An 18,852-nucleotide genomic window follows, 5' to 3' on the forward strand; every position below is an offset into this window, starting at 1 on the left:
CGAAAACGACAATGTCGGCCCCCACCTAACTGCCAGGGGCCAAACGCGCCGCAAAGGTAGGTGAAGGGAATGGCTAAATTGTTAAATGGCTAAATGGTTGATTGTTCTTGCGTTGTCAGAACGACCAGCCATCTAGCCATTTAACCATTCAGCCATAGAGGCCTATTCCCGGTTCCGAAAGGCCAGCCAGAGGACTAGGCCCAGCAAGGTGATGCCGCCGCGGATCAGCCAGGCGGTGGTGGGGCCCCAGTTGTTGATCCAGGCCAGGAACATGAAGTTCATGTTGGCCAGGGGCAGAATCATGGATACAATGCCAACGAGCAGCAAGCCGAGTCCGAGTTCTTTCATGCGGTGAGATGGTGAGGTGGTGAAATGGTGAGTTGATGGCCGCGCGGCGCCATGTGCGCCAGCAGAACGACACTCACCATTTCACTATTTCACCACCTCACTTATTTCACCGCAATGCAGGAAATTTCGACCAGCACGTCCTTGGGCAGGCGGCTGACTTCCACGGTTTCGCGGGCGGGGTAGGGGCCCTGGCCGAAGTAGGAGCCGTAGATTTCGTTGATGACGCCGAAGTGGCCCAGGTCCTTGACGAAGATGCTGCACTTCACCACGTCGGGCAGGGCGTAGCCGCCGGCGGCCAGCACAGCCTGCAGGTTGCGCATGACCTGGTGCGTCTGGGCCTGCACGTCGCCTTCGCCCACCAGTTGGCCGCCTGAGGCGTCCAAGGCAATCTGGCCCGACACGTAGATGGTATTGCCGGCCTGCACGGCCTGGCTGTAGGGGCCGATGGGCGCGGGGGCCTCGGGCGAGTTGATGATGACGTTTGCCATAAGGGGAAAGGTAGGAGCGGGCCGAAGCCCTAGTTTTGCGGCCTGAACTTAGCCAAAACCATGCACCTGCTCATCCTCGACGGCCACCACCTCGAAGCCGAATTCCGCCAGAAATTCGGCCCGACGCACCAATACTCCTTCGTGCCCGCCGGCCCGGGCCGCCTGGTCGATGAGCTGGAGGAAGCCATGCCCCTGCTCGACGAGGCGCTGCCGACGGTGGACGTGGTGTTCGATTTCGGCAACTACGGCCCGCTCTACGAGGAAAAAGAGGGGCTGGTGGCTTTCGTGGAGGCTTCCACGGAGTCGTTGGCCGGCCGCTTCGGTGCCGACAAGCCCGCGTACCCGGTATTTGGCTTTTGCGGGCTGCCTACCCTGCTCAACCGCCCGCAGCTGGAAGTCAGCCTGTACGACGAAGCCGATGCCGCCCAGCTGGCCGACTGCTGCGCGCGGCTGGGTACGGCCTGCGGTCGGGTGGCCGACCGAGTGGGGCTGTTTACGCCCCGGCTGCTGGCCCTGGGCGTCAACGAGGCCTGCGCAGCGCTGCAGGAAGGTATAGTTGGCGCTGCCGAAGCCGCGCAGCTGCTGCCGGTGGCCGCCATCAGCCCGTTTGAGCAGGCTGATGCAGTGGGCCTCGGGCGAATTTATGACGTGCTTAGCGCCTTATGGGACGACACCCACGACGCCCGCTACCAGGCGTCGCCGCTACTCAAGCGCATGGCCCTGCGCGGCGAGGCTTTCGGCAGTGCCCGCTGAGCAGCGGCTTTACTGTGGCGGTGCCATGCCGCCCGGCCCAATCCAAATGGCCTGCTTGCCGAAGTAACGGGCGTACACGATGTTGCCCCAGTACGTTGAATCGGTGGTAATGTCGTAGTACAGCAGGCTGGGCGGGGTAGCTTTGAGCGGGGAAAGTTGTATCCGTTGGGCGTGGTTGCTGGCTAGCAGCTGGTAGCGCCGGGTTTGTTCGGCGTGGTAGCTGCGGGCCTCTCCGCTAAACCAGTCGCGGTACGCTACGATGGCGTTGTTGCTGCCCTGGCCCATATTTTCCCGCAGTAGCCGGACGTTGTGGTCGGTGGCCAGGTACACCAGCAGCCACAGCCACAGCAGGCTCGAGAGGCGCGCGGGCCATACGTAGCTGCGGCGGATGTAGCGCGTAACGGGGTGGTTCAGCGACTGGTGCCGGTAAATCAGCACGTTGATGATGAGTACGAACCAACTGATGATAAACACGAAGTACAGCATAGCCCGGGCCCGCAACGGCATCATGCCACCAGTGGCCCAGTAGCTCGGAATGCTCATCAGCACCAAGATGCCGACGAGCATCAGGGCCATCAGCACGGGGTGAATCCGGCTCAGCCAGCGCAGGCGTACGTTGGGGGCCGCGGCCAATCGACCCAGAGCCGGTAACACCAAGGCCGTGCCAATAAGCAGCACGCCATTGCTTAGCCAGTTCAGCAGCATGTAGGCCGAGGAGCCTATCGAGCCCAGTGCAATCCAGTACAGCGGAATGACCCGGTTAATCGTGGATGCCCGCTGCATGTTGCCGGGCGCCAGAAAGGAAACGGCTACGGCCAGCCCAAGCAGGGCCAGCAGAATCAGCAGCGCGTAGTGCCGGTGCCCCCGTCGTACCAGTTCCCACAGCCACAACAGCCCAACAATGGACAGGGCTCCCAGAGCCAGAAATTCGTTGGTGCCAGCCAGTGCCACGCTCAGCAGTGCCACCAGCAGCCAGCGGGCCGCCGCTGGGCGCGGGGCCTGCCAGTACCGCAGCATGGCGGCCAGCCACAGTAGCAGCAGAGCCGTAGGTAGGGTGTAGACGGCCACTCCGTTGTACCAGTACAGCACTTCCGCTATGCTGGAGGCACGCAGCAGCCACAGCACCACTATTATGCCGCTGGCCAGCAGGCGGGTGCTTCGGCGCCAGAACGAGCCCGTCAGGGTGCTTAGCAATACGTACAGGCTGCCCCCCAGAACCAGCAGCGCCCCGAGCGGCACCAGCCAGTAAATACCCATCCAGCGGTAGTACACCGGGCTCAGCTCGGTTAGCAGCAAGGAGGTGGTATACCGCCCGGTCCAGGTCAGGTACAGATTGCGCTGGGCCTCCCAAAAGCCCAACCGGTTCCGCAGCAGCGCGTCGCTGTAGTCATCCAGCGCCGGATGGCTGTAGAAACTCAGTACTACGAACGGCAGCAGGCCCAGCACAAGCAGCCCCCACGCCATACGCCGCTGATTACCGGAGGTAAACAGACGGCGCCAGTAAGTGGTCAGGGAAGTGAGCAGCATGCGTTCAGGGTGATTAGCTGCCGAAAACTGGCAGCTTCGGTGAAAGCGGCAACTGCAAAAATAAAACAGGGGCAGAATTAATCCTGCCCCTGTGATTATTGTCAGCCCATCGGTTACTCCACCGTTACCGATTTGGCCAGGTTGCGCGGCTGGTCCACGTTGCAGCCCCGCAGCACCGCAATGTGGTACGACAGCAGCTGCAGCGGAATAACCGACACGAGCGGCGTCAGCGCCTCCGAGGTGTAGGGCACTTCCACCACGAACTCGGCCATGGGCGGGATAGTGGTGTCGCCCTCAGTTACCACGGCGATGATGCGGCCTTTGCGGGCCTTCACCTCCTGGATGTTCGACACGATTTTCTCGTACGAGCTGTCCTTGGTGGCAATAACCACCACCGGCATGTTCTCGTCGATCAGGGCGATGGGGCCGTGCTTCATTTCAGCCGCAGGGTAGCCCTCGGCGTGGATGTAGCTGATTTCCTTGAGCTTCAGGGCGCCTTCCAGGGCTACCGGGAAGTTGTAGCCGCGGCCCAGGTACAGGAAGTTGGTGGCGTCCTTGAAGATTTCCGAAATCTGACGAATCTCGGTGTCCAGCTCCAGCGCCTTTTCCACTTTCTGCGGAATGGTGTGCAGCTCCATCATCAGCTCGCGCAGCTTCTGGTCGGAGAGCGTGCCGCGGCGGTGGCCCACAATCATGGCTAGCAGCGTGAGCACCGTCACCTGGGCCGTGAAGGCCTTGGTCGAAGCCACCCCGATTTCCGGGCCGGCGTGGGTATACGCACCAGCATCGGTGGCGCGGGCAATGCTCGAGCCCACCACGTTGCAGATGCCGAAGATGGTCGCACCCTTGCTCTTGGCCAGCTCGATGGCGGCCAGCGTGTCGGCGGTTTCGCCCGACTGCGAAATGGCAATAACGATGTCGCGCTCCGACAGCACCGGGTTGCGGTAGCGGAACTCCGAAGCGTACTCCACTTCCACCGGGATGCGGGCCAGATCTTCCAGTAGGTACTCCGCCACCAGGCCGGCGTGCCAGCTGGTACCGCAGGCCACGATGATGATGCGCTGGGCGTTCAGGAACTTCTGCTCGAAGGCCCGCACGCCGCCCATGTTCAGGTGGCCGGCTTCCAGCTCCAGACGACCGCGCATCGAGTCCAGAATCGACTTCGGCTGCTCGAAGATTTCCTTCAGCATGAAGTGCTCGTAGCCGCCCTTCTCAATGCTGTCCAGCTCCAGCTCCAGCTTCTGGATGTAAGGCGTCTGCACCACGTCTTCCTTGCTGCGCAGGTCCAGCTTCCCGTCGCGGATAACGGCAATTTCGTAGTCGTTGACGTAGACCACCTCGTTGGTGTACTCGATGATGGGCGTCGCGTCGGAAGCCAGGAAGAACTCCTCCTGCCCCACGCCGATAACCAGCGGCGAGCCTTTACGGGCCGCAATCAGCTGGTTCGGCGCATCCTTGCTGATTACCACGATGGCGTAGGCGCCCACCACTTCGTGCAGGGCCAGGCGCACGGCTTCTTCCAGGGAGCAGCTGTTCTGCTTCTGGATTTCCTCAATCAGGTTCACGAACACCTCCGTGTCGGTGTCGGAGTGGAACACGTGGCCCTGGTGCTGCAGGTGCTGCTTGAGGGCCGCGTAGTTCTCGATGATGCCGTTGTGGATGATGGCAATGCGCTCCGACGTGGAGTAGTGCGGGTGCGCGTTGACGTCGTTCGGCTCGCCGTGCGTAGCCCAACGGGTGTGGCCCATGCCCACGTGCGCGTGCACGTTCTTATCGGCAATAAAGGCTTCCAGGTCAGCGACTTTGCCCTTCTTCTTGAAGACGTTCAGCTCACCGTTGAGCAGCGCGACACCTGCCGAGTCGTACCCGCGGTATTCCAGGCGGTGCAACCCTTTCAGGATAATGGGACAGGCTTCGCGGTGGCCGATGTAAGCAACAATTCCGCACATATGTGGTCGGGGGAGAGTAAAAGTTTCGGGGGAAGACAAATCAGCCCGGCTTTTGGTTTCCGGGCTGATGCGGCAAAGGTAGGCTTAGCGCGCCGTTGCGTTGGAGTAGTACACGCGCAGCTTGATATTCTGCGCGTCGATGGCCGCGCGGTCCAGCGTCAGCGGCGAGGAAGGGCGGCGCAGCGTGGGCGACACCAAAAAGGCCGAAGGTGCCGGGCCGCTGAGCTGATTTTTGGCGTAGGCCTGCACGTAGCCGGTCATCAGCCCGCTGTAGTACTTGTTGGTGGCGCTGACCTCGGTGAGGCGGAAGGCCGCCTCCTGACCCGTCGTGGGCACCAGGTAGCCTTCGTTCTGCACCAGGCGGTCTACCGTATTTACGCCGCTGGTGTACTTCAGCACGCGGTTGTTAGCGTTGTTGGCCTCGTAGAGGTACAGCTGCGAAGGTGCCGCAAACTGGGCCGTGCTGTAGGGCCGGAGCGGAATAATCAGCTCCGCCCGGTTGATGATCAAATTGCGCTTCGCCTGACGGTTGCGCAGCGTGTCGAGGCCCGGAATGATGATTTTGGCCACCAGCCCGACGCCGTCCTGGGTGTACACCGTGCCGCCCGAGCTGGACGCGGGCACTTGCGCCGCCCCGCTGCCCTGCAGCACGTTGAAGGGCAGCGGGGCCGCGCTCAGGTCGTAGTTGATGTTGGTGAAGTAGCGCGGCGCCGTGGCCTGCTGAAACGGGTCGCCGAACAGCAGCCGGTAGATTTTCTTCTTGGTGACGGTGGGCGTGACGTTGATGTGGTAGAACACGTTCACGCCCGATACTGCCGAGCGGTTGAAGGCAATGGCCGTACCCGTTGTGTTGGATACCAGGCCGATGCCCTTCCAGACGGTTTGCAGGTCCCGGTCGGTCAGGAACACGCCCGGGGTGGTCTTCAGCTTGTCGAACAGGCGCACGGCAAAGGGCGTGTGGGCGCCGGCCTTGGAAATCGGAATCCGGATTGGCAGGCCCTGAATGCTGTCCAGGGTGTTGCGCTTGTTGCGGATGGTGCGGTTCAGCGACACCGGCACGTTCAGCACGATGGGCTGCCCGAAGGGAATGGAGCTGCTGGAGCTGTACGTGGTAAAATCGTCCAGCGGCTGCTGCAGGTCGTACACGCTCAGCTGCACCGGCGTAGTAGCGCTGCCGTACACCCGGTCAAACGCCGCGAACATCGTGATGGAGTCGAGCACCGGCGTCTGCGCGGCAAACTGCGAGGGCAGCGTGTCGGCCGTGGAGCCCGAGCCCGTCGCGGCAATTTCCAGGAATGCCCGGGCCTCCAGCTGGCCGCCGGTGTTGCCGTCGCGCAGCTTGCCCACAATGAAGTGGCTCTTCTGGGTGGTAAACAGCGAATCCTGCAGGATGGTCGAGCCCTGAATGGCCGATACAGTCGCGGGGAAGTCCTCGTATGCGGTGCTGATGGGGGCAGTGCCCGGCAGGCCAATGCCCAGCTCGTTGGTGTCCTCGCACGAGCCGAGCGAAAACAAAGCGGACGTCAACAGCAATGCCGCGGACGTCCGAAGGAAAGTCAGCCTAGTTGGCCAGTTCATTATACAGTGCGTAGTAAGAGCTCAGCAGGTTCTCATCATCAGCCACTTGGCCGAGGTTGTGGCGGGTGGCGTACTCCTGGAACAGGGCATTCAGGTTGTCGCTGAAGTCCTCGTCGGAGCGCACCACGGCGTCGGCATACTCCATGCCGATTTTCACGAAGCCGGCAAAGTCAGCCGAGCCCAGGGCGGCCAGCATCGAGTCGTCGATGTCGAGCATCTTGGCTTTCTCGATGATGTTGCCCTCGAATTTGTGGTCAAATTCGTTGTTGTAGACCGTGAAAATAGACTTGGCGTCCTTGAAAATCGGGTCCTTCTTGTAGGTCGTCTTCAGGTACAGGGGCATCAGGCCCGTCATCCAGTCGTTGCAGTGCACGATGTCGGGCGACCAGCCGAGCTTCTTCACCGTTTCGAGCACGCCCTTGCAGAAGAAGATGGCCCGCTCGTCGTTGTCGGCGTGGAACTGGTCGTTCTTGTCGCGCAGCACCGATTTGCGGTGGAAGTAGTCTTCATTGTCGATGAAGTACACCTGCAGCTTGGCGTTCGGGATGGAAGCCACCTTGATGATGAGCGGCTTCTCGTCTTCGCCCACGGCGATGTTGATGCCCGACAGGCGCACTACCTCGTGCAGACGGTTTTTCCGTTCGTTGATGATGCCGAAGCGGGGCACGAAAATGCGGATTTCCATCCCCATTTCCTGCATGCCCTGGGGCAGGCGGCGCAGGAACTCGGCTACCCGGGTCGTTTGCAAAAACGGGTTGATTTCCGTGGCAGCATAGAGGATTCTCAGCTTCGACATACGGGGGGAATCGAGAGGTTAGGAAAGGGGTACACCATTGGCTGCACAAAATTAAACAATTTTGCCCGATAAATCCATTATACTTTGCCCGGACCTTCCGGGCCGTCTCGCTGACATGGAGATACTTGAATCCGCCGCCGCGTTGCAAACCCGCACCGAAACGTGGCGCCAGCAGGGCCGTAGCATCGGCCTGGTGCCCACCATGGGCGCCTTGCACGAAGGCCATTTGCAGCTCGTGCGCCGCGCCGCGGCCGAAAACGACGTGGTGGTCGTGAGCATCTTCGTCAACCCGACGCAGTTCAACAACAGCGAGGACTTCAAATTATATCCCCGCACCCTCGAATCCGACGCGGAGCTGCTGCGCGGTACGGGGGCCACGGTGATTTTTGCGCCCGCGGTGGAGCAGATGTACCCCCAGCCCGCCGTGCTGCGCTTCGACTTCGGCCCGCTGGAGCGGGTGATGGAAGGCGCCAAGCGGCCCGGGCACTTCAACGGGGTGGGCATTGTGGTGAGCAAGCTGTTCCACATGGCGCGCCCGCACCGGGCCTACTTCGGCCAGAAGGACTGGCAGCAGGTGGCCGTGGTGCGCCAGCTCGTGGCCGACCTCAGCTTCGACCTGGAGCTGATCAGCTGCCCTACCATCCGGGAAGAGGACGGGCTGGCCATGTCCTCGCGCAACCGCCGCCTCTCGCCCGAGGCCCGCGCCGTGGCCCCGCGCCTGCACGAGGCTCTGCAGCTCACGGCCGAGGCCCTGCGCGCCGGCGCCAGCCCCGGCGACGCCCAGCAGCAGGGCACCGAGTGGCTGCGGCAGTTCCCCGAAATCGAGCTGGAATACCTGGAAGTGGCCGACGCCCGCACCCTGGAGCCCGCCTGGGCCGGCCCCGCCCCCGAGCGGCAGCTGGTGCTCTGCCTGGCCGCCTGGCTCGGCGGCGTCCGGCTCATCGACAACGTGCTGGTGGGGTAAGGGTAGGAGGGTGAGAGGGTAGGAGTCTATGAGTTTTCAGGGTGAAGTGTGGCGTGGTAAGTGGGGGAGGTCCCGTTGGCCCGCCTATCCTCCGCAACTGCTGCCTTCATAACTTCTTGCTTGCCCTCCTAGACCCATACCCTCTTACCCTCACACCCTAACTGTGTATCTTTGCGGCCCAAAATCACCCGCCCGCTTTTCCCATGCATATCGAGGTTCTCAAGTCTAAGATTCACCGCGCCAAGGTCACCCAGGCCGAGCTGCACTACGTGGGCAGCATTACCATCGACGAGGACCTGCTCGACGCGGCCGGCATGGTGGAAAACGAGAAGGTGACGGTAGTCAACGTCAACAACGGGGAGCGGCTCGAAACCTACACCATCAAAGGGGAACGGGGCTCCGGCATGATCTGCCTGAACGGCCCGGCCGCCCGGCGCGTGGCCGTGGGCGACATTGTCATCATCTTCTCCTACGCCCTCATCGACTTTGCCGTGGCGCGGGAGCATAAGCCCACGGTCGTCTTCCCCGACCAGCACAACCGCCTGGTATAGACTGTGCTATCCGTAAAGCCAGCGCCGCCCGGCCGCTGGCTTTCTTATTGACTTACCCCGACTTAGTGCCGCGCCGATGGGCAAGAAACTCCTGAACGTCCTCAAATACGTCCTGCTCCTCTCCATTTCGGCGGCGCTGATGGTGTACGCCCTGCGCGGGCAGGACCTGAGCCGCATCGGGCAGTACATGCGCGAGGCCGACTACTTCTGGCTGGGCCTGACCATGCTGCTCTCGGTGCTGGGCTACCTGAGCCGCAGCTACCGCTGGAAAATGCAGCTCGACGCGGCCGGGCAGCACGCCAGCCTCAAGGACGTGTACCACGCCACCATGGTCGGCAACCTGGCCAACCTGGTGCTGCCGCGCATGGGCGAGGTCATTCGCTGCACGGTGCTGCGCCGCAACGGCGGCGTGCCGGTGCAGGTGGGCCTGGGCTCGGTCATCACCGAGCGGGTTATCGACGTGTTCGTGCTCTTCGGGCTGCTGGGCGCCACCTTGCTGCTCGACTTCCACAAGTTCTGGGCCTTCGTGCTCGACAAGCTGGGCGGGGGCGCCGCCGCCGATGCCCTGGCCCGCAACCGTACCCCGCTGCTTATTGCCGGGGCCATTGCCCTGGTGCTGCTGCTGAGCGGCATCTGGGCGCTGATTCGTAACCTGGAGCGGCTGCGCCAGAACGCCTTGTTCAACCGCCTGGCCGACTTCGTGCGCGGCCTGCTGGCGGGCGTGTTCAGCATCCGCCGCATCGAGAACAAGTGGCTGTTCTTGTTCCACACGTTCTTCACCTGGCTGGTGTACTTCCTGATGGATTACCTGGCCTTCTTCGCCTTCCCCGAAACCCAGAACCTGGGCTGGCGGGCCGGCCTGGCCGCCCTCACGTTCGGGGCCTTCGGCATGGCCGCGCCGGTGTCGGGGGGCATCGGCACCTTTCACCTGCTGATGCAGAGCATCCTGATCGTGTTCGGCATTTCGCCCGAGGCGGGCATTGCCTACGCCCTGGTGGTGCACGGCGCCCAAACCCTGCTGGTAGTGCTGATGGGCGGCATCAGCTTCGTGGCCAGCATGCTCAAAACCGGCAAGGGCCTGCGCGGCCTCACCGACGAATCCCTCATCGAAGAACCCGCCGTTGCTGATGTCAAGTAAAGACAAGATCCTGAGCCGGGCCCAGCTGCTGGCTGTGCTGGAAGAGTGGCGCGCCGCCGGCCGCCGCGTGGTATTCACCAACGGCTGCTTCGACCTCTTGCACCTGGGCCACGTCGACTACCTGGAAAAGGCCCGCGCCCTGGGTGATGCCCTCGTGGTGGGCCTGAATACCGATCAATCTGTCAGTGAATTAAAGCCCGGCCGGCCGCTTCAGGACGAAGTGTCACGTGCGCGGGTGCTGGCCTCGCTTTTGTTTGTGGATGCCGTGGTGCTGTTCGGCGAGCCTACCCCGCTGGAACTGATTCACCTCGTGCGACCCGATGTGCTGGTCAAAGGCGACGACTACGCCATCAGCGGAATTGTGGGGCACGAGTTTGTGTTGAGTAACGGCGGGCAGGTGCTCACCGTACCCCTGGTAACGGGCTACAGCACCACGCGCATTGTGGAGCGCGTGCGCCAGACGCTGACCGGCCCCGCGGCCGGGTAGTCGAGGAGAGTTGAGGAAAGACTGGTCCCTTAGCTCCCCGCGGCGGGCGCGAAGGCTCCACTCACCTCTAAACTTCTCTCGACTCATGGTCATTCCTCCCATTTACCTGCTGCTGATCGGGCTGACTGCGGTTAGCTTCTTCATTCAGTGGCGCCTGCGCAGCAAGTTCTCCGAGTACTCGCACATTGCCCTGCAGTCGGGCCTGTCGGGCAAGCAGATAGCCGAAATGATGCTGGCCGACAACCGCATCCACGACGTGCGCATCATTTCCACCGAAGGGCAGCTGTCGGACCACTATAACCCCGCCGATAAGACGGTGAACCTCAGCGACGAGGTGTACCACGGCCGCTCGGCCATGGCCGCCGCCGTAGCCGCCCACGAGGTGGGCCACGCCGTGCAGCACGCCACCGCCTACAGCATGCTGCAGTTCCGCTCGGCTATGGTGCCGGCCCTGAGCGCGGTGTCGCGCTTTATGCCGCTGCTGCTGCTGGCCGGGGTGTTCATGCTGAGAATGACGCCCATTCCGCTGGCTATCGGCGTGCTGCTGTTTGCCCTCACCACGGTGTTCAGCTTCGTGACGCTGCCGGTGGAGTTTGACGCCTCCAAACGCGCCTTGGCTTGGATGGAGCAGCGCCGCGTGGTAACGTCCCAGGAGCACGGTATTGCCAAGGATGGGCTGAAGTGGGCCGCGCTGACCTACGTGGTAGCCGCCGTCAGCTCCCTGGCCACGCTGCTCTACTACGGCATGATGCTGTTCGGCGGCCGCAGCCGCGAATAAGCCGCTCACCGTTTCCGCATTGCAAACGCCCGGTTCCGCCGGGCGTTTCTGTTTTCAGCCCCCGGCCAGCGCCTGATTGTCTGGCCCGCAGCGCCTACCTTCAAGCGTCGCCGGCGGCTAATCCCGGCCTGTGGGTTGATAACCAGCCGGCAACTAATTAATTTCGCGACACGTTTGCCGGGCTAACGACCGTTAGCCACTTCCCAATCCCCATTCCCGCATGAACTTTCAGCTCACCGAAGAACAACTCGCCGTGCAAGCCGCGGCCCGCGAATTTGCCCAGTCCGAACTGTGGGCCGGCGTTATCGAGCGCGACGAGCACCAGAAATTCCCTGCCGAGCAGGTGAAGAAAATGGGCGAGCTGGGCTTTATGGGCATGATGGTCAGCCCCGAGTACGGCGGCGGCGGTATGGACACCGTCTCGTACGTGCTGGCCATGGAGGAAATCAGCAAGGTCGACGCTTCGTGCTCGGTTATCATGTCGGTGAACAACTCGCTGGTGTGCTGGGGCCTGGAGAAGTACGGCACCGAGGAGCAGAAGCAGAAGTACCTGACCAAGCTGGCTACCGGCGAAATCATCGGCGCCTTCGCCCTCTCGGAGCCCGAAGCCGGCTCGGACGCTACCTCGCAGAGCACTACCGCCGAGGACAAGGGTGACTATTACCTGCTGAACGGCACCAAGAACTGGATTACTAACGGCTCGACGGCTTCGGTGTACCTGGTTATTGCCCAGACCGACCCGGCCAAGAAGCACCGCGGCATCAACGCCCTCATCGTGGAGCGCGACTCGCCCGGCTTCGTGGTGGGCCCGAAAGAGAATAAGCTCGGCATCCGCGGCTCCGACACCCACTCGCTGATGTTCACCGACGTGAAGGTGCCCAAGGAAAACCGCATCGGCGAGGACGGCTTCGGCTTCAAGTTCGCCATGCAGGTACTGGCCGGCGGCCGCATCGGCATTGCCGCCCAAGCGCTGGGCATTGCCTCCGGCGCCTACGAGCTGTCGGTGAAGTACTCCAAGGAGCGTAAGGCCTTCGGGGTGCCGATTTCGCAGCACCAGGCCATTCAGTTCAAGCTGGCCGACATGGCCACCAACATCGACGCCGCCCGCCTGCTCTGCCTGCAGGCCGCCCACGACAAGGACGCGCACCAGGACTACGCCAAGTCGGGGGCCATGGCGAAGCTGTTTGCCTCGAAGGTGGCCATGGACACGGCAGTGGAGGCCGTGCAGGTGCACGGGGGCTACGGCTTCGTGAAGGAATTCCACGTGGAGCGCATGATGCGCGACGCCAAAATCACCCAGATTTACGAGGGAACCTCTGAGATTCAGAAAATTGTAATCTCGCGGGAAATCCTGAAGTAGATTCGGAATTGCCTTAAAGTCAGAAAGCTTGCACAAAACCCAGCCATTTTTTCGGCTGGGTTTTCGTTTTTGTGAATTTTTATATCTTAATTTGCATTGTCTAGAAGGCGGATGTGGGATAGTCCGCTGATAGTGAGCCACCCAACACAGTACCGGAATATGGAGGATTACAATAAAGTGATAGAATCCCTTGGGGTTCGTTACATCAAAGCCAAGAATCTGGTGTTGCAGCAGCCGTTCACGGTGCGCAACTACTACGATGTTGGTAATAACATCATTCTGCTGCACAAAGGCCGTATTTCCTTCGGCGAAGACGACCAAGTGGTGGAAGAGGGCGACATGCTCTTCATCCCCGGCGGCCGCGCCACCCGCGTGAGCTACGGCGAGACGGGCGGCAAGACGATTACCAACGACGACCTGATCAGCAACAAGGACAAGTTCTTCCACTCCAACGCCGACCTCGACCTGATTTCGGACGCCGACGAGAGCCACTCGTTCGTGTCGTTTGAGGCCAAGGTGTTCGACTCGGTGAACTTCTTCGCCTCGCTGGACGTGCCCGCTTTCCTCATCAGCGGCAACTCCAAGCTGGCCAACCTAGTCATCAAGGTGGTGGAAGAAAGCCTGCAGGAGCTGCCGGGCCGGGAGCGTCTGATTTCGATTTACACGGAGAATATCGTAGTCGAAATCATCCGCTACATCCTGAAGAACAAGATGTTCGTGGAGCAATTGGCCACGAACAGCACCTACTTCAAGGATCCGCGCCTCATCGACCTGTTCAACTACATCAAGGAGAACTTGGGCGGCGACCTGTCGAACAAGGTGCTGTCGGGCGTGGCCAACGTGTCGGAGGACTACGTGGGCCAGTACTTCAAGATGCTGACGGGCATCAACCCGCAGGACTACATCGAGTACCAGCGCATGGAGCGCGCTGTGTTCTTGCTGCGCACCACCAAGAAGAGCATCCGCGACATCGGCAAAGAGGTGGGCTACAAGGACACCGCGTACTTCTGCCGCCGCTTCAAGATGATGTTCGGCATTCCGGCCGGCAAGATGCGCCGCCGCGAATCGGCTATGAACATCTAATCACGGATTTTTCGGATTCCACGGATTTCGTAGACGATTCGAAAGCAAAAAGCCCCGGCCTTACGGCTGGGGCTTTTGTTATTCAGAGCGGGTAGGCGAACTGCAGGCGAAGCTGGGGTTTGATGGTCAGCTGCATCCGATAGCCCAGCATGGTGGCAATGGAGTCTATTTCCTGGCCGCCGGGGCGCTGCAGGTACAGCGGGTCGGGCAGCACCAGGCAGCTGCGAAACTCCAGGTACTCGCCCCGCTTGTCGTGGACGTAGACGATGGCGTCGGCCACGTACAGAGCAAAACGTTGGAGCGGTTGCAGTTGTCCGGTCCGGTGAAGCTCCAGGTAAACCAACTGCTCCAGCGGCCATACGGTCAGGCTTAGCCGCAAGCCGTGACGTTCGACGTCGTAGCGGTACTCCGTTTCATAGTCAGCCACCCACGGCTCCGCTTCCAGGCAGGCCATGACGTCGTCCGGGTTCCAGCGCAGGATGGTCACGGCCTAGTTCAGGGCCGCGCTACGTACGGCGTTGAAGCTGCGCACCACGCGGGAAACTTCGGGCAGAAACTCCGGGTCTTTTTCGATCTGGTTGCCCACCACGATGACGTCGGCGCCGGCGGTGAGGGCGGTCTGGGCTTTTTCGGCGGTATTCAGGCCGCCACCAACGATGATGGGCGCTTCCACGGCTTGGCGCACGGCCTGAATCATGGCGGCCGATACGGGGTGCTGGGCGCCGCTGCCGCCGTCGAGGTAAACCAGGCGCAGGCCGAGCTGCTCCCCGGCCAGGGCGGTGCAGGCGGCAATGGTGGGCTTGTCGTGGGGCAGCGGGGTGGTGCCGCTCATGTAGCTGGCGGTGGTCTGCCGGCCCGAGTCGACGAGCATGTAGCCGGTGGGCAGGATTTCGAGTTGGCTGGCGCGCAGCAGCGGAGCCGCCACCACGTGCTGACCGATGAGGAAATCGGGGTTGCGGCCCGAAATCAGGCTCAGCAGCAAGATGGCATCAGCCTGCTGGTCGATGTGCAGGCTGTTGCTGGGGAAGAGCACCACCGGCACCGAGGAGTGGGCCTTGAGCAAACGCAGAAGGGCAGCCTGGTGCTGCGAAGTCACCAGGCTGCCCCCTACGAAGAAGAAATCAACGGCATGCGCTTCGCTCAGCGCCAGGATGCGCCGCGTGCCGGCCTCGTCGAGGTCGTCGGGGTCGAGCAGCACGGCCAGCGACTTGCGGCCGTGGAGGCGGCGCGAGTACAGCTCATCGTACAGGGGCGTCGGGCGCATGCGCGTCGTCGTGGTGGATGACAAAGTCGATATCCTTGGTTTCCGGCTCGGGGGCCGAAGCTGCAAGGTCCGAATTTTTGCTTACATCCATCACTTCGTTGAGCTTGCGCGTGACGAGGGCAATCAGCACGCCCGATATCTGCCCGATAATCATCTTGCCAGCATCCGAAGCGGCAAACAGCTGCACGGCCTCCCACACCACGGAGCTGCGCGGCTCGGGCTCGGGAGCAGGGCGGCGGTCCGACTGGTAAGCCGGCGCCGGGGTAGGCGCGAGGCTGCGCGTCGGGGCCGGAGCGGCCTCAAAAGCCGGGAATGGGTCGGAATCGGCGGCGGTGGCGTGGTACACGGGCGGGGCCAGGTGGGCGCGCGGGTGCACGTCGGTGCGGCCCGAGCCGAACTCGTAGTCCTCGGAGTGGGCTACCAAGTGGGGCTTGCGGCGGCCTTTCTTGCCTTTCACCTTGCGGCGGGGCTGGTAGTCGTCCTCGTCATCTTCGTCGCCGCGGCCGAGCACCTTGCTCACCAGCCACACGCCGGCGAGCAGGCCGGCCCCGATGGCCACGTAGCGGCCGATGCGGGTGGTCTGGTCCTTGAGATGGTCCACGTCGCCCAGCAGGGCGCGTTCGTATTCGAGCTTCTGGCGCTCCAGAAACTCCCGTTCGTCGTCGAACAGCGGGTTGTGCAGTTCACTCATAGCGCGGGTAGGTTGGGGCTATTGGCGCTTGTCCGATTTGTAAATCGTGTCGGTCAGGATTTTGTCGGCCAGGCCCTGATAGAGCTTCTTGCCGACGCCCACCACAAAGATGATGAGCAGCAGCAAATAGAAGCCGGCCACGATGCCGAAGCCCCAGTAGGGGCTGTCGAGGGCCGCGTTCAGGGCCAGGCCGGCGAAGATGCTCAGGAAAACCACAAACAACAGGCCCAGGATAGCCAGGGTGGCGCCCTGGGCCACGCCGACGAAGATGGTCTTGACTTTTTCCTGCACCTCCAGGCGCACCAGATCGATGCGCGTGTCGATGTAGCCCATCAGATTCTTCATCAACGAGTCGTTGCGGGGCGTTGGGTCCTCGGTAGCCATGCAGCGGCGGGAAATAGAGTTTGGAAGAAGGAGAAAAGTCGGTGCGGCGGGCGGCCGGCCGAACCCCGTATGCGGTACACGTGTTCAGCAGGCCGAGGGTTTCTACGGAAAAGGGTGGACCGCGTCTGAACTTCGCCGTACTTTTACCATCACCCCGTCTGCCAACGTGAGTCAAACGCATTACCAGGTGCTGGGCGTCGCGCCCACGGCCCCGCTGGCCGACATCAAGCGCGCCTACAAGCAGCTGGCCCTGCGCTACCACCCCGACCGCAACAACGGCAGCCAGGTGCACGAAGACCAGTTCAAGGCCATTGCCACGGCCTACGCGGTGCTGGCCGACGCGGGCCGGCGCGCCCACTACGATTACCAGCTACAGCAGGCGCGGCTGCGGGCCGAGGAAGCCCGCCGGGCCCAGCAGTACCGCCCCCAGAACCAGCACGTGTACGGGGTGCCCATGCCGGCCGCCGAGCCCCTGCGCACCCGCCCGCCGGCTTCCTCGGCCGAGCGCCACTACGTGCGCCATGAGCGCAACGCGCGCTTCACCCGCCGCGACTGGCTGCTGGTCATCGGGCTGGTGCTGGGCCTGCTGCTGTTCGGGCTGGGCGTGAAGCTGCTCGTCGACCGCATGGCCGTGGCCGACAACTACCGCGACGGGCTGCGCGCCTACGGCCGGCGGGAGTGGAGCGCGGCGCACAGCTTCTTCAACGAGACGCTGGACCTGCGCCCGCGGCACCTGGGCGCGCTGCGGCGCCGGGGCGAAATTGAGCAGCTAATCAACCACAACTACGCCGCCGCGCAGCTCGACTACGCGGCGGCCCTGCGCGGCACCCGCGGCCGGGCGGCGCGGGCCCAGCTGCTGTACCGCATCGGGCAGTGCCAGGTGGGGCAGAAGCAGCACCGGGCCGCCCTGGACCACTTTTCGCGGGCGCTGACGCTGGATTCCACGCTGAGCAGCGCCTGGCTGGCCCGCGGCGAAGTGCGGCTGTTTGAGCAGCGCCTGTTTCTGCTGGCCGCCGCCGACCTGAGTACCGGCCTGCGCCTGCGCGCCCAGACCCAGTCGCCCTCGGTAAAGTGGCTGACCTACCGCGGGCTGGCCTACTTCAAAGCCGGCGACTACCCGGCGGCCCTGGCCGATTACCAGCAGGTGCTGCTGCTACGGCCGCGCAGTGGGCAGGTGTACTTTCTGCTCGGGCGCGTGGCGCAGCAGCAGGGCCGCCGCGGCGAAGCCTGTGAGCTGTTTCGGCGCGGCGAATCCTTGGGCTACCTGCCGGCCGAGTACGCCCGCCGCCGCAGCTGCGGGGGGGAGGGGCGGCCGCGGTGACGGGCCGGCTCAGCCCTCAGGCGGCGCCGAACTCACGCCGGGCAAAGTCCTGGGCAAAGGCTTTCACTTGGTCGCGCACGGCCCGAAACTGCTGCAGAATCTCCGCCTCGCTGCCGGTGGCGCGGGCCGGGTCGGGGAAATTATGGTGCAGCTGCCGGGCCCGCGCCGGGAATACCGGGCACACCTCCCGGGCATGGTCGCAGACGGTAATGACGTAGTCGAACGGCAGGTGGGCGTACTCGTCGAGGTGGTTGCTGGTGTGCCGGCTGATGTCCACGCCGTCTTCGCGCATCACCTGCACGGCCCGCGGGTTCAGGCCGTGGGTTTCGACGCCGGCGCTGTACACCGTGGCGCGGGAGCCGAGCAACTGGTGCAGGTAGCCGTGCAGCAGCTGGCTGCGGCAGGAGTTGCCGGTGCAGAGCACCAGGACGTTGGGCTTGCTCATCGGGCCGAACGCGCTTAGCAGCAGCCCCCGCCGGGGGCGCAGGTGGCAGCCGGCGCGGCGGCCATCAGGGGGAAGGCCATGGGCGCGGTGGTCAGCACTTCGGGAGCCGCGGCGGCCGGGGCAATGCAGCACTGGGCGCTGGCCTGGTCGTACTCCTGCTGGTAGCGCGGGTCGTTGAACTCGGCGTCCTCGTGGAAGTAGTACACCTCCCACTCCACGCCGTCCGGGTCGTTCACCCAAAACTTGTCTTGCTTGGCGTAGCAGCAGCTGGTGCCCATTTCTTCGCGGGCCACCAGCCCAGCCGTGCGCGCTACTTCCAGGCGCTGCTCCATTTCTTCGACCGTCTCGACCTGAAAGCCCAGGTGGCCGAAGTTGCTGGCTACCCGCGCCGGGTTCTGCACGAAGGAAATGATGAGAGCGGGCGAATCCAGCACGTACTTGGCGTAGCCCGGCTTGATCTTGCTGGCCGGCTGGCCGAAAAAGGCCGTGTAGAAGTTGACGGTGGCCGTCAAATCCGCCACGTACAGGGAAACGTGCATGCGGGGGAAAGTGGGCGTTTTCATAGGGCAGAAAGGAGGATGGAAACCAAAAAGCCCTAGCAGCAGGCGCTGCCGGGCGTGCAAACGGGGTTGGCGGTGGAAGCGGTGAAGAAGGCGGCAAACTGCTGCTGCACCTGGCGCAGCAGCTCCACGTTCAGGCAGTAGCACACCGTCAGCCCGTCGATTTCGCCGCGGATAAGGTCCAGGGCCTTCAGCTCCTGCAGGTGCTGCGACACGGTGGTGCGCGACAGGGGCAGCTCGGCGGCAATGTCGCCCGAAATGCAGGTCTGCTTGGTGGCCAGCAGCTGGATGATGGCCACCCGCGCCGGGTGGGCCAGGGCTTTGGCCACCCGGGCCAGCTGCTGCTGCTCCTCGGTGAAAGCGGTGGTCTTGGCGTAGGTCATAAGC

22 protein-coding genes are annotated in these 18,852 nt (G+C 63.1%); 9 read left to right on the top strand and 13 right to left on the bottom strand.

The features are described from left to right. Window positions 1-162: 162 nt before the first annotated feature. Together EJV47_RS18750 and EJV47_RS18755 are read right to left on the bottom strand one after the other, a co-directional pair. Complete coding sequence (locus EJV47_RS18750; RefSeq protein ID WP_126694716.1) at window positions 163-348, bottom strand: hypothetical protein; 186 nt, start codon at window positions 346-348, stop codon at window positions 163-165. Window positions 349-449: 101 nt separating this feature from the next. Next, window positions 450-836 carry a RidA family protein gene (locus EJV47_RS18755; RefSeq protein WP_126694717.1) on the bottom strand — a complete coding sequence of 129 codons (387 nt, stop codon included), beginning with the start codon at window positions 834-836 and terminating at the stop codon, window positions 450-452. A 60-nt stretch (window positions 837-896) separates the two neighbouring features. Between EJV47_RS18755 and EJV47_RS18760 the strand changes: the two genes are divergently transcribed. Beyond that, window positions 897-1,589: a 3-hydroxyacyl-CoA dehydrogenase family protein gene (locus tag EJV47_RS18760; RefSeq protein WP_126694718.1), complete on the top strand. Its 693-nt coding sequence runs from the start codon at window positions 897-899 to the stop codon at window positions 1,587-1,589. 9 nt (window positions 1,590-1,598) lie between these two features. On the opposite strand, the gene EJV47_RS18765 is transcribed toward EJV47_RS18760, so the two are convergent. The 4 genes from EJV47_RS18765 to EJV47_RS18780 all read right to left on the bottom strand — a co-directional run bounded on the left by EJV47_RS18765 (window position 1,599) and on the right by EJV47_RS18780 (window position 7,439). Next, window positions 1,599-3,116, bottom strand: a complete 1,518-nt coding sequence (locus tag EJV47_RS18765; protein ID WP_126694719.1) for a DUF6056 family protein — start codon at window positions 3,114-3,116, stop codon at window positions 1,599-1,601. 113 nt (window positions 3,117-3,229) lie between these two features. Then, a complete protein-coding gene (gene glmS / locus EJV47_RS18770; RefSeq protein WP_126694720.1) occupies window positions 3,230-5,065 on the bottom strand; it encodes a glutamine--fructose-6-phosphate transaminase (isomerizing) in 1,836 nt (611 codons plus the stop codon). 84 nt (window positions 5,066-5,149) lie between these two features. Further along, the gene (locus EJV47_RS18775) at window positions 5,150-6,592 is read right to left on the bottom strand and encodes a DUF4270 family protein (protein WP_165903828.1); all 1,443 of its coding nucleotides are present in this window, start codon (window positions 6,590-6,592) and stop codon (window positions 5,150-5,152) included. A 34-nt stretch (window positions 6,593-6,626) separates the two neighbouring features. Beyond that, a complete protein-coding gene (locus EJV47_RS18780; protein WP_126694722.1) occupies window positions 6,627-7,439 on the bottom strand; it encodes a glycogen/starch synthase in 813 nt (270 codons plus the stop codon). A gap of 115 nt (window positions 7,440-7,554) precedes the next feature. Here EJV47_RS18780 and panC point away from each other — a divergent pair, with 115 nt between their 5' ends. From panC to EJV47_RS18815, 7 genes are all read left to right on the top strand, one after another. After that, window positions 7,555-8,403, top strand: coding sequence for a pantoate--beta-alanine ligase (gene panC / locus EJV47_RS18785; protein ID WP_126694723.1), 849 nt, complete (start codon window positions 7,555-7,557; stop codon window positions 8,401-8,403). Between the two features lie 203 nt (window positions 8,404-8,606). After that, complete coding sequence (panD, locus tag EJV47_RS18790; RefSeq protein WP_078010637.1) at window positions 8,607-8,954, top strand: aspartate 1-decarboxylase; 348 nt, start codon at window positions 8,607-8,609, stop codon at window positions 8,952-8,954. A gap of 76 nt (window positions 8,955-9,030) precedes the next feature. Beyond that, a complete protein-coding gene (locus EJV47_RS18795; RefSeq protein WP_126694724.1) occupies window positions 9,031-10,092 on the top strand; it encodes a lysylphosphatidylglycerol synthase transmembrane domain-containing protein in 1,062 nt (353 codons plus the stop codon). Next, window positions 10,082-10,579, top strand: coding sequence for a D-glycero-beta-D-manno-heptose 1-phosphate adenylyltransferase (gene rfaE2, locus EJV47_RS18800; protein ID WP_126694725.1), 498 nt, complete (start codon window positions 10,082-10,084; stop codon window positions 10,577-10,579). Before EJV47_RS18795 ends, rfaE2 begins: the two co-directional genes overlap by 11 nt. Before the next feature lie 85 nt (window positions 10,580-10,664). Next, window positions 10,665-11,357: a zinc metallopeptidase gene (locus EJV47_RS18805; protein WP_126694726.1), complete on the top strand. Its 693-nt coding sequence runs from the start codon at window positions 10,665-10,667 to the stop codon at window positions 11,355-11,357. Window positions 11,358-11,577: 220 nt separating this feature from the next. Continuing rightward, window positions 11,578-12,717, top strand: a complete 1,140-nt coding sequence (locus tag EJV47_RS18810) for an acyl-CoA dehydrogenase (RefSeq protein WP_126694727.1) — start codon at window positions 11,578-11,580, stop codon at window positions 12,715-12,717. A gap of 159 nt (window positions 12,718-12,876) precedes the next feature. Further along, entirely contained in the window at window positions 12,877-13,800 is a 924-nt protein-coding gene (locus tag EJV47_RS18815) for a helix-turn-helix domain-containing protein (RefSeq protein WP_126694728.1), read from the top strand. A gap of 82 nt (window positions 13,801-13,882) precedes the next feature. Here the strand turns inward: EJV47_RS18815 and EJV47_RS18820 are convergent, their stop codons facing one another. From EJV47_RS18820 to EJV47_RS18835, 4 genes are read right to left on the bottom strand one after another with little or no spacing between them, the layout of a single operon-like run. Then, the gene (locus tag EJV47_RS18820; RefSeq protein ID WP_126694729.1) at window positions 13,883-14,287 is read right to left on the bottom strand and encodes a hypothetical protein; all 405 of its coding nucleotides are present in this window, start codon (window positions 14,285-14,287) and stop codon (window positions 13,883-13,885) included. 3 nt (window positions 14,288-14,290) lie between these two features. Further along, entirely contained in the window at window positions 14,291-15,064 is a 774-nt protein-coding gene (locus EJV47_RS18825; protein ID WP_126694730.1) for a phosphoglycerol geranylgeranyltransferase, read from the bottom strand. After that, a complete protein-coding gene (locus tag EJV47_RS18830; RefSeq protein WP_126694731.1) occupies window positions 15,039-15,755 on the bottom strand; it encodes a hypothetical protein in 717 nt (238 codons plus the stop codon). Before EJV47_RS18830 ends, EJV47_RS18825 begins: the two co-directional genes overlap by 26 nt. Before the next feature lie 18 nt (window positions 15,756-15,773). Next, window positions 15,774-16,139 carry a phage holin family protein gene (locus EJV47_RS18835; protein ID WP_126694732.1) on the bottom strand — a complete coding sequence of 122 codons (366 nt, stop codon included), beginning with the start codon at window positions 16,137-16,139 and terminating at the stop codon, window positions 15,774-15,776. Between the two features lie 166 nt (window positions 16,140-16,305). Here EJV47_RS18835 and EJV47_RS18840 point away from each other — a divergent pair, with 166 nt between their 5' ends. Next, the gene (locus tag EJV47_RS18840; RefSeq protein WP_165903829.1) at window positions 16,306-17,460 is read left to right on the top strand and encodes a J domain-containing protein; all 1,155 of its coding nucleotides are present in this window, start codon (window positions 16,306-16,308) and stop codon (window positions 17,458-17,460) included. 16 nt (window positions 17,461-17,476) lie between these two features. On the opposite strand, the gene EJV47_RS18845 is transcribed toward EJV47_RS18840, so the two are convergent. From EJV47_RS18845 to EJV47_RS18855, 3 genes are read right to left on the bottom strand one after another with little or no spacing between them, the layout of a single operon-like run. Beyond that, window positions 17,477-17,905: an arsenate reductase ArsC gene (locus EJV47_RS18845; protein WP_126694734.1), complete on the bottom strand. Its 429-nt coding sequence runs from the start codon at window positions 17,903-17,905 to the stop codon at window positions 17,477-17,479. Between the two features lie 14 nt (window positions 17,906-17,919). Beyond that, window positions 17,920-18,468: an ArsI/CadI family heavy metal resistance metalloenzyme gene (locus EJV47_RS18850; RefSeq protein WP_126694735.1), complete on the bottom strand. Its 549-nt coding sequence runs from the start codon at window positions 18,466-18,468 to the stop codon at window positions 17,920-17,922. 32 nt (window positions 18,469-18,500) lie between these two features. After that, complete coding sequence (locus EJV47_RS18855; RefSeq protein WP_126694736.1) at window positions 18,501-18,848, bottom strand: ArsR/SmtB family transcription factor; 348 nt, start codon at window positions 18,846-18,848, stop codon at window positions 18,501-18,503. Window positions 18,849-18,852 lie beyond the last annotated feature (4 nt).

This window comes from Hymenobacter gummosus, assembly GCF_003970915.1.
Classification (GTDB): Bacteria; Bacteroidota; Bacteroidia; order Cytophagales; family Hymenobacteraceae; genus Solirubrum; species Solirubrum gummosum.